This window comes from Streptomyces sp. NPDC002838 (assembly GCF_040295365.1).
Taxonomy (GTDB): domain Bacteria; phylum Actinomycetota; class Actinomycetes; order Streptomycetales; family Streptomycetaceae; genus Streptomyces.
Genome location: NZ_JBEOVF010000002.1, coordinates 442,148 through 455,223, shown reverse-complemented (window position 1 = coordinate 455,223; position 13,076 = coordinate 442,148). Strand labels below are relative to the sequence as shown.

The 13,076-nt window shown below is 70.5% G+C and carries 11 protein-coding genes; 5 read left to right on the top strand and 6 right to left on the bottom strand.

Annotated elements, in window-relative coordinates:
* The first annotated feature begins 126 nt into the window (after window positions 1-126).
* Both ABT063_RS04760 and ABT063_RS04755 read left to right on the top strand, forming a co-directional pair.
* Complete coding sequence (locus tag ABT063_RS04760; RefSeq protein ID WP_351055683.1) at window positions 127-771, top strand: hypothetical protein; 645 nt, start codon at window positions 127-129, stop codon at window positions 769-771.
* A 67-nt stretch (window positions 772-838) separates the two neighbouring features.
* Window positions 839-1,432, top strand: coding sequence for a hypothetical protein (locus tag ABT063_RS04755; protein WP_351055682.1), 594 nt, complete (start codon window positions 839-841; stop codon window positions 1,430-1,432).
* 50 nt (window positions 1,433-1,482) lie between these two features.
* On the opposite strand, the gene ABT063_RS04750 is transcribed toward ABT063_RS04755, so the two are convergent.
* From ABT063_RS04750 to rhaI, 6 genes are all read right to left on the bottom strand, one after another.
* Window positions 1,483-2,145, bottom strand: a complete 663-nt coding sequence (locus ABT063_RS04750; RefSeq protein ID WP_351055681.1) for a LutC/YkgG family protein — start codon at window positions 2,143-2,145, stop codon at window positions 1,483-1,485.
* Complete coding sequence (locus ABT063_RS04745; protein ID WP_351055680.1) at window positions 2,142-3,629, bottom strand: LutB/LldF family L-lactate oxidation iron-sulfur protein; 1,488 nt, start codon at window positions 3,627-3,629, stop codon at window positions 2,142-2,144. The genes ABT063_RS04750 and ABT063_RS04745 overlap by 4 nt, the downstream gene beginning before the upstream one ends.
* Entirely contained in the window at window positions 3,626-4,381 is a 756-nt protein-coding gene (locus ABT063_RS04740) for a (Fe-S)-binding protein (protein WP_351055679.1), read from the bottom strand. The genes ABT063_RS04745 and ABT063_RS04740 overlap by 4 nt, the downstream gene beginning before the upstream one ends.
* 71 nt (window positions 4,382-4,452) lie before the next feature.
* Window positions 4,453-5,889, bottom strand: a complete 1,437-nt coding sequence (locus ABT063_RS04735) for a rhamnulokinase (protein WP_351055678.1) — start codon at window positions 5,887-5,889, stop codon at window positions 4,453-4,455.
* A gap of 5 nt (window positions 5,890-5,894) precedes the next feature.
* Window positions 5,895-7,934 (bottom strand): bifunctional aldolase/short-chain dehydrogenase, encoded by a 2,040-nt coding sequence (locus ABT063_RS04730; RefSeq protein ID WP_351055677.1) that lies wholly within the window; start codon window positions 7,932-7,934, stop codon window positions 5,895-5,897.
* 112 nt (window positions 7,935-8,046) lie between these two features.
* On the bottom strand, window positions 8,047-9,207 hold the full coding sequence (gene rhaI / locus ABT063_RS04725) for an L-rhamnose isomerase (RefSeq protein ID WP_351055676.1): 1,161 nt from the start codon (window positions 9,205-9,207) through the stop codon (window positions 8,047-8,049).
* Window positions 9,208-9,468: 261 nt separating this feature from the next.
* On the opposite strand from rhaI, the gene ABT063_RS04720 reads away from it, so the two are divergent.
* The 3 genes from ABT063_RS04720 to ABT063_RS04710 are packed head-to-tail and all read left to right on the top strand — an operon-like array spanning window position 9,469 to window position 13,029.
* Window positions 9,469-10,986 (top strand): sugar ABC transporter ATP-binding protein, encoded by a 1,518-nt coding sequence (locus tag ABT063_RS04720; RefSeq protein WP_351055674.1) that lies wholly within the window; start codon window positions 9,469-9,471, stop codon window positions 10,984-10,986.
* Entirely contained in the window at window positions 10,983-12,023 is a 1,041-nt protein-coding gene (locus ABT063_RS04715; RefSeq protein WP_351055673.1) for an ABC transporter permease, read from the top strand. The genes ABT063_RS04720 and ABT063_RS04715 overlap by 4 nt, the downstream gene beginning before the upstream one ends.
* Window positions 12,016-13,029, top strand: coding sequence for an ABC transporter permease (locus ABT063_RS04710; protein WP_351055671.1), 1,014 nt, complete (start codon window positions 12,016-12,018; stop codon window positions 13,027-13,029). The genes ABT063_RS04715 and ABT063_RS04710 overlap by 8 nt, the downstream gene beginning before the upstream one ends.
* The last annotated feature ends 47 nt before the right edge of the window (window positions 13,030-13,076 follow it).

Below are 13,076 nucleotides of genomic sequence, written 5' to 3'. Positions count from 1 at the left end.
TCCGGCACGCCGTGTGCCTCGCTCAAGAAGCTACGGAGACGGCGGCCGGGGCACATTGGGCGCAGAACCCGTATCGGGGGGTGTACTCAGTGACACCCCGGGACCCGATGCGGCAAGGTGATCACCATGACTGACGGATTGACCTGGCTCGCCGAGCCCCAGTCCATCGCCTACGGCGGCTACGGCGTCGTGATCGCCCGCGACCTCGCCTCGGAGACGCTCGCGAAGCGGGTCGCCGACACCGTGTTCCGCCAAAAGCTGAGCCCCCGCTCCGTCGGAGAGCTCACCGGCCGCCAGGCGCAGGATGTGCTGGAAGGCCTCTTCGGGGACGTCTTCCAGGGGATCGCCCTGCGCCACGGGGAGATCGGCGAGTGGGCGTACGTGGTCAAGTACGGCGGCTGGCAGGGCGAGTTCGGCGGCGGACCATTGATCGACCGTGGTGGTGCGCACGTCTTCCACCTGGAGTTCGAGGAAGAGAACGGCAAGCCGGTGCCCCCGCAGTTCGCCTACCGCCACGACGAACGTCTGATGTGCGCGTTCAACCTGCACCTGGACGGCTCCTGGGGATACGACGGCGTAGAGGGCGACCCCGAGGTGGCGTCCGCCGTCGAGGAACGGCTGGCTGCCGCCGGACTGCCCGACCACGAACGGGACCGCCGTGAGGTACACCGCACCTCACTGGAGGTCCTCGAACGGCACTTCGGCCTCACCCTGCCCCGTCGGCCGATCCTGGAGGAGACCCTGCCCACGCTCCTCCTGAAGCAGCTGTGACCGGGCTGTGACCGGAGGTATGGCCTCCGCCACAGCTCGACCGGCCCTGTCCTGATCGACTCGGCGGATGCACAGAAGCACCGCCGTGGCGACCCTGGCCGCCACCGTCGCCCTCACCCTGACCGGGTGCGGAAGCACCCGCGCCGACGGCGGGTCGCAGCCCACGACCTCCGGCCCGAGCGGCTCCGCCCCGGCGTCGTCGTCGCAGCAGCCGCGGCACATCAGCGCCGAGCTGCGGAAGCTGGAAGACACGGCCTGCGGTACGACGGCACCGCGGCCGACGGGCGAAGAGACCTCCTCGCCACCCGCGACGGAAGCGGTGGGGGACCAGCCCCCGAACTACGCGGACAACAACGCCTACCGGCGCGCCCTGCCCTTGAAGGGCCTCTCCGTCTGCCGTGGCGAGGCCCACGTGAAGCGGCTGACCGAGAAGCTCAAGGACTTCCCCGTCGACAAGGTCCGGGTCGACACCGAACTCTCCCGCCTCGGCTACGGCTACGAGGTCGAGCAGCTCCGGACCGTGGACGACACCGTCCAGTTCGTCATCGGCCTGGACGGCGTGTGCGTCACGGGGACGCTGGTCCCGAGCCAGAAGAACGCCATCGAGGCGCACGGCCCCTACATGGAGGGCGGCTGCGTCGAGCCTGCCTACGGACACTGAAGGCGGCATTCCCGGCGTGCCCCGCGAGCTGCTCGGCTGCCGTCCGGCCGCTACGAGCCGGCGTCGCTCGCCCGACCGCTCACCAGCACCACTTCCAGGATGCGCGGACCGTGCACCCCCTCGACCCGGTCCAGCTCGATGTCGCTGGTCGCCGAGGGCCCGGAGATCCAGGTCAACGGGCGGGCCGGGTCGAGGCGTTCGAGGGCCTGGGGGATCGACGAGACGACCTGCTCGGGGACTCGTACGACACAGACGTGGTGGTCGGGGACGAGGGTGATACGGCGGCGCCCCTGGTCGGGCGAGCCGTCCAGCACGATCGTGCCGGTCTCGGCGACGGCCACCGCGCACGCCGTGATCACGCTGTCGACCCGGTCCAGCTCGTGCGGGCTGCTCTCCGCCCGGTCGGGGACCCGCTCGGCCTCCGCCGCCGCGAGCCACTGCGGATCCAGGCCCGGCGGGACGAGCACCGTCTTCGCGCCCCGCGCGGCCAGCATCCCGGCGATCGTCGCCGGCAGGTCGGCGGCAGTGCAGCGGTGCACGATCGCCCGGTAGTCCGCCAGGTTCTCGGCCAGCAGGTCCACCGTCTGCTCGACACTCCGGTCACCGTGCTCGCGCAGATAGTCGCGGGGAACCGCCTGTTCGTACGGCGTGTCGTCCTGTACGTCCGCGAGCGCGCGCCGCACCCGGCCCAGGATCCGCTCCCTGCTGCTCACTTCGCGGCCCCCTTCTCGTCGTTCCCGCCGTGTGTGCGCTGCCACCAGTCGCGGAACGGCTCCGCCGGCACCGAGGGAAGGTCCCGCGTGCCGCTCCACGCGCTGCCGGGGCCCGGGAGGGTACGGGGGTGCAGGCGCCGGGTGCGCGACGCGAGCCGCTGGCCCGTGCGCAGGGCGGCCGGGCGCGTGAACGCCCAGCGTGCCGCGCGCATGGCCGCCCGCTCGGCGGCATGCCCCTTTGCCGGCTTGAGCACCACCTTGTTGCCCTCCCGCGTCACCGGCCCGCCCTCCACCACCCGCTCCCGCAGGTGCACCAGCACCTCGGGGATGTCGATGGCGACCGGGCACACCTCGTAGCAGGCCCCGCACAGCGACGAGGCATACGGCAGCGAGGCGTCGATCTCGCTTGCCGTGCCCCGCAGTTGGGGACTGAGGATCGCGCCGATCGGACCCGGGTAGACCGAGCCGTAGGCGTGGCCGCCGGCCCGCTCGTACACCGGGCAGACGTTGAGACACGCCGAGCAGCGGATGCAGCGCAGGGCCTGGCGGCCGACCTCGTCGGCGAGGGTGTCGGTGCGGCCGTTGTCGAGCAGGACCAGGTGGAAGGTCTGCGGGCCGTCCTCGTCCGTCGTACCCGTCCAGGTCGACGTGTACGGGTTCATGCGCTCGGCCGTCGAGGAACGGGGGAGTGTCTGCAGGAACACCTCCAGGTCCCGCCAGGTCGGCACGATCTTCTCGATGCCGACGACCGAGATGAGGGTCTCGGGGAGGGTGAGGCACATCCGCCCGTTGCCCTCGGACTCCACGACGACCAGCGTGCCGGTCTCGGCGACCATGAAGTTGGCACCGGAGATGCCGACCTTGGCGCGCAGGAACTTCTCGCGCAGGTGGAGACGGGCGGCCTCGGCGAGTTCGGCGGGCGTGTCGGTGAGGCCCTCGGGCGCCGGGCGCCCCCACTCGCTCATCTCGCGCGCGAAGATGTCCCGGATCTCGCCCCGGTTGCGGTGGATCGCCGGGACGAGGATGTGCGAGGGCCGGTCCTTGCCCAACTGCACGATCAGCTCGGCGAGATCGGTCTCGTAGGCCCGGATGCCCTCCGCCTCCAGCGCCTCGTTGAGCCCGATCTCCTGGGTGGCCATCGACTTGACCTTGACGACCTCCGACTCGCCCGTCTGCCGGACGAGTTCGGTCACGATCCGGTTGGCCTCGTCGGCGTCGGCGGCCCAGTGGACGGTGCCGCCAGCCGCCGTCACCGATTCCTCCAACTGCACGAGGTAGCGGTCGAGGTGATGGAGTGTGTGGTCCTTGATCCGTTTGCCCGCATCCCGCAGCGCGGCCCAGTCGGAGACCTCGGTGACGGCCTTCGCCCGCTTGGCGCGGATCGTGTGCGTGGCGTGGCGCAGATTCCCGCGCAGTGTCTGGTTGTTGACCGCCTCGTGCGCGGCCTTCGGGAAGGCCGGCATTCCTACGAACGTGCCGCTCATGCCGCCGGTTCCTCCTCCGTGCTCGCCAGGATCTCCGCGATGTGCACCGGCCGCATGCCCGTCTTGAGCCTGGTCATCGTCCCGCCGATGTGCATCAGACAGGAGTTGTCGGCCGCGCACAGCACCTCCGCGCCGGTCGACTCGGCGTTGCGCACCTTGTCGGCGCCCATCGCCGCCGAGACATCGGAGTTCTTCAGGGCGAAGGTGCCGCCGAAGCCACAGCACTCGTCGGCCCCCGGCAACTCCACCAGCTCCAGCCCCTTCACGGCCTGGAGCAGCCGGCGGGGGCGGTCGCCGAGGCCCAGCCCACGCAGCCCGTGGCAGGTCGGGTGGTACGTCACCGTGTGCGGATAGCAGGCCCCGACGTCCGTCACCCCCAGCACGTCCACCAGGAACTCCGTGAGCTCGTACGTCTTCGGCACGACCGGCGCCAAGGTGGCCGCGAGCGTGTCCCCGCGCCCCTCGGCCCGGGCCCGCTCACCCATCCGCGGATACAGCTCCCGCACCATCGCCCCGCACGACCCGGACGGCGTCACGATCGCCTCGTAGTCCCCGAAGACGTCGGAGAAATGCCGGGCCAGCGGTTCCGCCTCATGCCGGTAGCCGGTGTTGTAGTGCGCCTGTCCGCAGCAGGTCTGGGCCATCGGGAAGTCGACCTCGACGCCCAGCCTGGTCAGCAGTTTCACCATGGCGCGCCCGGTGTCCGGATAGAGCGTGTCGTTGACACAGGTCAGGAACAGGGCGACACGCATCGCGGCTCCTAGTGGTTCGATCATCGGATGAGTGCAGCCTAGTCCGGGCCAGTGGCCCGGGGGAGTCCCCGTCACCCCACGGCGAGCCGCGCCTGCGCCTCGCGCCACCGGGCCGTGTCGCCCTGTGGCTCGTACCGCGTCAGCGGCTGCGTACGGGTGAGCAGTCCGCGCATCCCCGCCAGGTCGCCGACGAGCCCGTGGGCCCGGGCCTGGACCAGGACGTTGCCGAGGGCGGCGGCCTCCGTCGGGCCCGCGACGACCGGCAGCCCGCAGGCGTCGGCGGTCAGCTGGCACAGCAGGGCGTTGCGGGTGCCGCCGCCGACGACGTACACGACATCGACGGGGTGGTCGGCCAGGCGCTGCGCCTCCTCGACGGCCCTGCGGTGGGCCAGGGCGAGGGAGTCGAGGATGCAGCGCGTGACCTCGGCGGGGGACTCGGGCACCGGCTGCCCCGAGGCACGGCAGGCCTTGGCGATCCGCTCCGGCATCCGGCCCGGCGCCAGGAACGCCGCGTCGCCCGCGTCCACGACCGACCGCAGCGCCGGCACCTTGGCCGCGTCGAGCAGCAGCCCGCCCAGCTCGGGGTCCCCCCAGGCCCGTACGCACTCCTGGAGCAGCCACAGGCCCATGATGTTGCGCAGATACCGGATCGTGCCGTCCAGCCCCAGCTCGTTGGTGAAGTTGGCCCGGCGGCTCTCCTCCGTCAGCACCGGCGCGTCCAGCTCCAGGCCCGCCAGGGACCAGGTGCCGGTGCAGATGTACGCGAACCGCTCGCCCCCCGCCGGGACGGCCGCCACCGCGGAGGCGGTGTCGTGCGAACCGACCGTCGTCACCGGGACCGGTCCGGCCAGCCCGGTCTCCTCCAGCACCTCCGGCCGCAGTACGCCCGCCGGGTCGCCGGGCTGCCGCAGCGGAGCGAACAGGCCGAGGTCGATGCCGAGCCGGGAGGCGACGGCGGACGACCACGTGCGCGTGCGGGGGTCGATCAGCTGGGTGGTGGAGGCGTTGGTCAGCTCGGTGCCCTGCTCGCCCGTGAGCCAGTACGTCAGCAGGTCGGGAATGAGCAACAAGCGCTCGGCATACGGCAGTTGAGCCGACGACCGCGCCGCGACGAGCTGGTACAGCGTGTTGAAGGGCGCGTACTGCAGCCCGGTCGCCGCGTACAGCTCGTCGGCGGGCACCGTCGCCCACACCTTCTCCGCGATCCCCTCGGTACGGGAGTCCCGGTAGTGCACGGGGTTGCCGAGCAGCGCCCCGTCGGCGTCGAGCAGGCCGTAGTCCACGGCCCAGCTGTCGATGCCGACGGAGTCGACCTGCCCCGCCGCCCGCAGCCCCTCCAGGACGCCTCCGTACAGCGAGAGCACGTCCCAGCGCAGTCCTTCGGGTACCCGGACCGGCCGGTTGGGGAAGCGGTGCGCCTCGGTCAGCTCCAGGCTGTCGGGGCCGACGCGGCCGACCATGACACGCCCGCTGGACGCGCCCAGGTCGACCGCGGCGTACGACTTCACGCCCGTCACCGCAGGAAGGCGGCCGCGACGCCGGCGTCGACCGGGACGTGCAGACCGGTGGTGTGCGTCAGCTCCCCGCCGGTCAGCGCGAAGACCGCGTTGGCCACGTGGTCGGGCAGCACCTCGCGCTTGAGGATGGTCCGCTGGGCGTAGAACTCGCCCAGCTTCTCCTCCGGCACGCCGTACACGGCCGCCCGCTGGGCGCCCCAGCCGCCCGCGAAGATCCCGGAGCCGCGCACGACGCCGTCCGGGTTGACCCCGTTGACGCGAATGCCGTGCTCACCCAGCTCGGCGGCCAGCAGCCGCACCTGATGGGCCTGGTCGGCCTTGGTCGCGGAGTAGGCGATGTTGTTGGGCCCGGCGAACACGGCGTTCTTCGAGGCGATGTAGACGATGTCGCCGCCCAGCCCCTGCGCGATCATCACCCGGGCCGCCTCGCGCGAGACGAGGAAGGAGCCGCGCGCCATGATGTCGTGCTGGAGGTCCCAGTCCTTCGCGGAGGTCTCCAGCAGCGGCTTGGAGATGGAGATCCCGGCGTTGTTGACCACCAGGTCCACGCCGCCGAAGGCCAGTGCCGCCGCCTTGAAGGCATCGGCGATCTGCTCCTCGGACGTCACGTCGACGGTCACGGCGACGGCCTTGTCGGGCCCGCCGAGCTCCTCGGCGACAGCCTGGGCGTTGCCGGCGTCGAGGTCCGCGATCACGACACACGCGCCCTCGGCGGACAGCCGCTGCGCGATGGCCTTGCCGATCCCGCTGCCCGCGCCCGTGACGAGCGCGATGCGCGTCGCCAGCGGCTTGGGCTTGGGCATCCGCTGGAGCTTGGCCTCCTCCAGCGCCCAGTACTCGATGCGGAACTTCTCCGACTCCTCGATCGGCGCGTACGTCGAGACCGCCTCGGCCCCGCGCATCACGTTGATCGCGTTGACATAGAACTCGCCGGCCACCCGGGCGGTCTGCTTGTCCTTGCCGAAGGAGAACATGCCCACGCCCGGCACGAGCACGATCGCCGGGTCGGCGCCGCGCATCGCGGGGGAGTCGGGCTCGGCGTGCCGCTGGTAGTAGGCGGCGTACTCCTCGCGGTACTCGGCGTGCAGCTCCTTCAGGCGCGCGATCACCTCGTCCAGCGGAGCCGTCGGTGGCAGGTCGAGGACCAGGGGCCTGACCTTCGTCCGCAGGAAGTGGTCGGGGCAGGAGGTGCCGAGGGCCGCGAGGCGCGGGTGCTCGGCGCTGGCGAGGAAGTCGAGGACGACCTCGGAGTCGGTGAAGTGGCCGACCTGCGGGCGGTCCTGGGAGGCCAGTGACCGGATCACGGGGGCGAGAGCGGCGGCCCGCTCCCGGCGCTCGGCGGCACCGAGGGCCGCGTACCCCTCGATGACCGGGCCGAAGGGCTCGGCCTTCCCGCGCTCGGCGAGGAACGCCTCCGCGGTGCGGATGATGTGCAGCGAGTTGCGCTCGCACTCCTCGGACGTGTCACCCCAGGCGGTGATCCCATGGCCGCCGAGGACGCACCCGATCGCCTGCGGGTTGGCCTCCTTGACCGCCGCGATGTCCAGCCCGAGCTGGAAACCGGGCCGCCGCCAGGGCACCCATACCACCGAGTCGCCGAAGCACTCGGCGGTCAGCTTCTCCCCGTCGGCCGCGCAGGCCAGCGCGATGCCGGAGTCGGGGTGCAGATGGTCGACGTGCGCGGCCTCCACCAGCCCGTGCATCGCCGTGTCGATGGAGGGAGCCGCACCGCCCTTGCCGTGCAGGCAGTAGTCGAAGGCGGCGACCATCTCGTCCTCGCGCTCGACGCCCGGATAGACGCCCTTCATCGCCCGCAGCCGGTCCAGCCGCAACACGGCCAGCCCGGCCTCGGTCAGCGTGCCGAGGTCGCCCCCGGACCCCTTCACCCACATCAACTCGACGTCACCGCCGGTGACGGGATCGGTGTCGGTGCCCTTGGCGGACGCGTTGCCGCCGGCGTAGTTGGTGTTACGGGGATCGGCGCCGAGCCGATGGGAACGGGCGAGGAGGGCGGCGGCTTCGGGGTGGGGTGCCATGAACCTTCAGTCCTTACGTGAAAAAGGGTGAGTGGAGCTTCAGGGGCGCGGGGAACTGCGCGGCCAGCCACAGACGGCCCGCAGCCCGCAGACGACAGATCCGGGCAGACGCTCACGCCCCCCAACCGGCCTGCTGACCGCCCACCCGCTCCTCGGCGATCTTCGAGGCCCACCCGGAACGGGCGTACGCGGCGATCGGGTCGGCATCCAACCCCATCTCCTCGCGCACCTCGGCCAGCAGCGGTCGTACATCGGTGTTGTACGCGTCCATGATCACGGCGTTCGCACCCAGCACGTCCCCCGAGCGCTGAGCCACAACCAACGCCTCCCTATCGACGAGCAGCGCCTTCGCCGTGGCCTCCTGCACGTTCATCACCGACCGGATGATCGCCGGAATCTTCGCCTCGATGTTGTGACACTGGTCGAGCATGAAGGCGACCTCAGGGGCGAAGCCACCGCCGCGGATGACCTCGTACATGATCCGGAACAGCTGGAACGGATCCGCGGCCCCGACCATCAGGTCGTCATCGGCGTAGAACCGCGAGTTGAAGTCGAACCCACCGAGCTTCCCCTCCCGCAGCAGCGTGGCGACGATGAACTCGATGTTGGTGCCGGGAGCGTGGTGCCCGGTGTCGACCACGACCTGCGCCTTCTCGCCGAGCTTGAGGCAGTGGGCGTACGCGGTGCCCCAGTCCGGCACATCGGTCGTGTAGAAGGCCGGCTCGAAGAACTTGTACTCCAGCAGCATCCGCTGCCCGTCGCCCAACCGCTCGTACACCTCCGCCAGGCCCTCCGCGAGCCGGTCCTGGCGCTCCCGGATGTCGTCCTGCCCCGGATAGTTCGTGCCGTCGGCGAACCACAGCTTCAGATCTCGCGACCCGGTGGCGTCCATGATGTCGACGCACTCCAGCAGGTGATCCAGCGCCTTGCGCCGTACCGCCGCGTCCGCGTGACAGATGCTGCCCAGCTTGTAGTCGTCGTCCTGGAACGTGTTCGAATTGATCGCGCCCAGCTTCACGCCGTGGTCCTCGGCGTACTTCGCCAGCGCCGCGTAGTCCTCGACCTTGTCCCAGGGGATGTGCAGCGCGACCGTCGGGGCCACGCCGGTGAACTCGTGCACCTTGGCCGCGTCCGCCAGCTTCTCCCACGGGTTCCGGGGGACACCCGCCTGCGCGAACACCTTGAAGCGGGTGCCCGAGTTCCCGTACGCCCACGACGGCGTCTCGACTGCCTGGGTCTTGAGAGCGGCCTTCACCGCAGCGAGCTCGGTCACTTGGGGGCTCCTTCGTATGAATCGATTCAAAGCGCGAAGCTATGGGGCGTCCGCAGGGGTGTCAAGAGTTCCGGCAAACCCCGCCTCCCACCCGACTTCCGTGCTCTGACCGTGACCTTTGCCTATCAAACGCCTGTCGAAAGTTTTTCGACCCGGACCCATTGACGTGCCATGGCTGGCACGCCTAACGTCCCGGCAACCAAGTTGAAACCTTTCACGACGCCGAGACGGCCTTCCGCCGGCGTCGTCGAGGAGCCCCTCATGACCCACCCGTCCGAAGCGGGTCCGGCCCCGGTGTTGTCGCTCAAGGACGTTTCGAAGTCCTTCGGAGCGGTGCGCGCCCTGCGGGACGTGTCCCTGGAGCTGTTCCCCGGCGAGGTCCATGCCCTCGCCGGTGAGAACGGCGCGGGCAAGTCGACCCTCATCAAGACGCTCGCCGGGGTGCACCGACCGGACGCCGGCCAGGTGCTGTTCGAAGGCGAGCCCGTCGTCTTCCACGGCCCGGGCGACGCCCGCGACGCCGGTATCGCCGTGATCTACCAGGAGCCCACGCTCTTCCCCGACCTGTCGATCGCCGAGAACATCTTCATGGGCCGCCAGCCCCGGCGCGCCCTCGGCCGCATCGACCACAAGGCCACGCACACCGCGACCCTGGCCCTGATGCAGCGCCTCGGTGTCGAACTCGACCCCGACCGTCCCGCCCGCGGCCTGTCGATCGCCGACCAGCAGATCGTCGAGATCGCCAAGGCCCTCTCCTTCGACGCCCGCGTCCTGATCATGGACGAGCCGACGGCCGCCCTCACCGGAAGCGAGGTCGCCCGGCTCTTCGGCGTCGTACGCACCCTGCGCGAACAGGGCGCCGCCGTTCTCTTCATCTCGCACCGCCTCGAGGAGATCTTCCAGATCTGCCAGCGGGTGACCACCCTGCGCGACGGCGCCTGGATCGCCAGCGAGCCGATCGAGGGCATGGCCGAGGACGATCTCGTGCGCCGCATGGTCGGCCGCGACCTCGACGAGCTGTATCCGAAGCAGGAGGTCAAGCCCGGAGAGGTCGCCCTGAGCGTGCGGCGGCTGACCCGGGAGGGCGTCTTCACCGACGTGTCCTTCGACGTGCGGCACGGTGAGATCGTAGGTCTCGCCGGGCTCGTCGGAGCCGGCCGTACGGAGGTCGCCCGGGCCGTCTTCGGCATCGACCGCTGGGACGCCGGTGAGGTCGAGGTGGACGGGCGCAAGCTCATCAACGGGGCGCCCTCCACCGCCATGGCATCCGGGCTCGCCCTCGTCCCCGAGGACCGCCGCGCCCAGGGCCTGGTGATGGACATGTCCATCGAGCGCAACATCGGCCTCACAGGCCTTCGGACGACCGTCAGGGCCGGCCTCATGGACCGCGGCGCCGAACGCAGCCGCTCCCTCGACTGGGCCGTCAAGCTCCAGGTCAAGTACGCCCGGATCGCTGACACCGTCAACACGCTGTCCGGCGGCAACCAGCAGAAGGTCGTCCTCGCCAAGTGGCTCGCCACCGGCCCCAAGGTGCTGATCGTCGACGAGCCGACCCGGGGCATCGACGTCGGCACCAAGGCCGAGGTGCACCGGCTGCTCAGCCAGCTGGCCGCCGACGGGGTCGCCGTCCTGATGATCTCCTCCGACCTGCCCGAGATCCTCGGCATGGCCGACCGCGTGCTCGTGATGCACGAGGGCCGCCTGACTGCCGAGATCGCGCGCTCCGAAGCCACCGAGGAAACCGTGATGGCCGCAGCCACCGGGAGGGCCGCCGCATGACGGTGATCACTCCCAACAAGGCCCCTGTCACCGACGTGCCCAAGTCCAGCGGCACCCGCCTGGTCGACCGCGTCTTCAAGATGCGCGAGCTCGCGATCCTGTTCGTCTTCGCGGCGATGATCATCATCACGCAGATCGGCAACAGCGAGTTCCTCACCGAGCAAGGCATCAAGGACCTGCTGCTGAACGCGACGATCCTGGTCCTGGTCGCCACCGGCCAGTCCCTGGTCGTCATCAGCCGCAACGTCGACCTCTCGGTCGGCTCCACGCTCGGCATCAGCGCCTTCGCCGCCGGCACGTACCTCCAGGGCGGCGGCAACCCGGTCGTCGCCGTGCTCCTGGCGGTCCTCATGGGCATCGGCTTCGGTCTGCTGAACGGCCTCCTGGTCAGCCTCGGCCAGGTGCCCGCGCTCGTGGTGACGCTCGGCACGCTCTACATCATCCGCGGCATCGACTCGATCTGGGTCGGCTCCCGCCAGATCACGGCGGCCGACCTCCCGGACGGCTTCGTCGACTTCGGCTCCGGCGGCATCTCCGCGGTGCCGTGGCTGGCGCTGATCGCTCTCGCCGTCCTGGTCGCGACCGCGTACTACCTCAAGCACTTCGGCAGCGGACGCGAGCTGTACGCCCTCGGCTCCAACCCGGAGGCCGCCCGCCTCGCCGGCATCCCGGTGCGCAAGCGGATCCTCACCGCGTACACCTTCTGCGGTGCGCTGGCCGGGCTCGCCGGCGCCATGTACCTGGCCCGCTTCGGCAACGTCGACTCCGGCACCGGCAACGGCTACGAACTCACCGTCGTCAGCGCGGTCGTCGTCGGCGGCGTCGTCTTCACCGGCGGCTCCGGCAGCGTCTACGGCGCGGCCCTCGGTGCCCTGCTGCTGACCTCCATCAACAGCGTGCTGCCCGCGCTCGGCGTCAGCTCGGTCTGGGTGCTCGCCATCAACGGCATCCTGCTCATCCTCGCCATCGCGGTCGACCGGATCGTCGCGCTTCGCGTGGCCACCGCCCTGAAGAAGAGGAACGCCCGCCATGGCTGACATCTCCCTGAGCCGAGCGATCCGCTGGGACACGGTCGTCGGCGCCCTCCTCATCGTGGTCCTGCTGCTGTCCTTCGGCACCGTCGACGGCTTCGGCAACGCCCTCAACCTGTCGTTCCTGATCGGCAACACACTGCCGATCGCCCTCATCGCCCTGCCGATGACCCTGCTCGTCGTCTCCGGCGAGATCGACCTGTCCGTCGCCTCGACGGCCGGTCTGTCCGGTGCCGTGATGGGCGCCCTGTGGAACCAGGGCATGACGATCGAGACGATCATCCCGATCTGCCTGGTGCTCGGCGTGGTGTGCGGGCTGATCAACGGTCTGCTGGTGACCAAGCTGGGGCTGCCGTCGCTGGCCGTCACCATCGGTACCCTCGCCGCCTACCGCGGCATCGCGCAGATCGTGCTCGGCTCCGACGCGGTGACCGACTTCCCCACCCAGTACCTGGACTTCGCGGCCGGACGCATCGGCGACACCTTCATCCCGTACGCCTTCCTGCCCTTCCTGGTGCTGTTCGCGATCGCCGTGGTCGCACTGCACGCCACCCCGTTCGGGCGGTCGCTGTTCGCGATCGGCGCCAGCGAGGAGGCCGCGCGGTTCGCCGGCATCCGCGTCAAGCGGCAGAAGCTGATCCTGTTCACGGTGACCGGCCTGATGGCCTCCCTCACCGGCATCTTCTGGGCCCTGCACTACGCCAGCGCCCGCTACGACAACGCCACCGGCCTCGAACTCTCCGTCGTCGCCGCGGTATTGCTGGGCGGTATCGACTTCGACGGCGGCAAGGGCACGCTCGGCGGCGCGATCGCGGGAGTCTTCCTGCTCGGCGCGCTGCAGAACGTGATGAGCCTCCAGGACGTCTCCGCCCAGTCGCAGATCGTCGTCACCGGCGTTCTGCTCGTCCTCTCCGTGCTCGGCCCCCGGGTCGCACGCCAGATCTCCGTCGCGAGGGCCGGGCGCAGAGCCGCCTCAGCGCCGGTGTCCAAGGAGCCCACGCCGACCTCATAGGTCCAGGGCAGCCACGGACGACCTCGTCAACAGCTCCACTCACCCTC

What these genes read in the sequence shown, in the direction of transcription:
- ABT063_RS04760 (WP_351055683.1), top strand. Translation starts at nt 127, where the DNA reads ATGACTGACGGATTGACCTGGCTCGCCGAGCCCCAGTCCATCGCCTAC.
- ABT063_RS04755 (WP_351055682.1), top strand. Translation starts at nt 839, where the DNA reads ATGCACAGAAGCACCGCCGTGGCGACCCTGGCCGCCACCGTCGCCCTC.
- ABT063_RS04745 (WP_351055680.1), bottom strand. Translation starts at nt 3,629, where the DNA reads ATGAGCGGCACGTTCGTAGGAATGCCGGCCTTCCCGAAGGCCGCGCAC.
- ABT063_RS04740 (WP_351055679.1), bottom strand. Translation starts at nt 4,381, where the DNA reads ATGCGTGTCGCCCTGTTCCTGACCTGTGTCAACGACACGCTCTATCCG.
- ABT063_RS04730 (WP_351055677.1), bottom strand. Translation starts at nt 7,934, where the DNA reads ATGGCACCCCACCCCGAAGCCGCCGCCCTCCTCGCCCGTTCCCATCGG.
- ABT063_RS04720 (WP_351055674.1), top strand. Translation starts at nt 9,469, where the DNA reads ATGACCCACCCGTCCGAAGCGGGTCCGGCCCCGGTGTTGTCGCTCAAG.
- ABT063_RS04715 (WP_351055673.1), top strand. Translation starts at nt 10,983, where the DNA reads ATGACGGTGATCACTCCCAACAAGGCCCCTGTCACCGACGTGCCCAAG.
- ABT063_RS04710 (WP_351055671.1), top strand. Translation starts at nt 12,016, where the DNA reads ATGGCTGACATCTCCCTGAGCCGAGCGATCCGCTGGGACACGGTCGTC.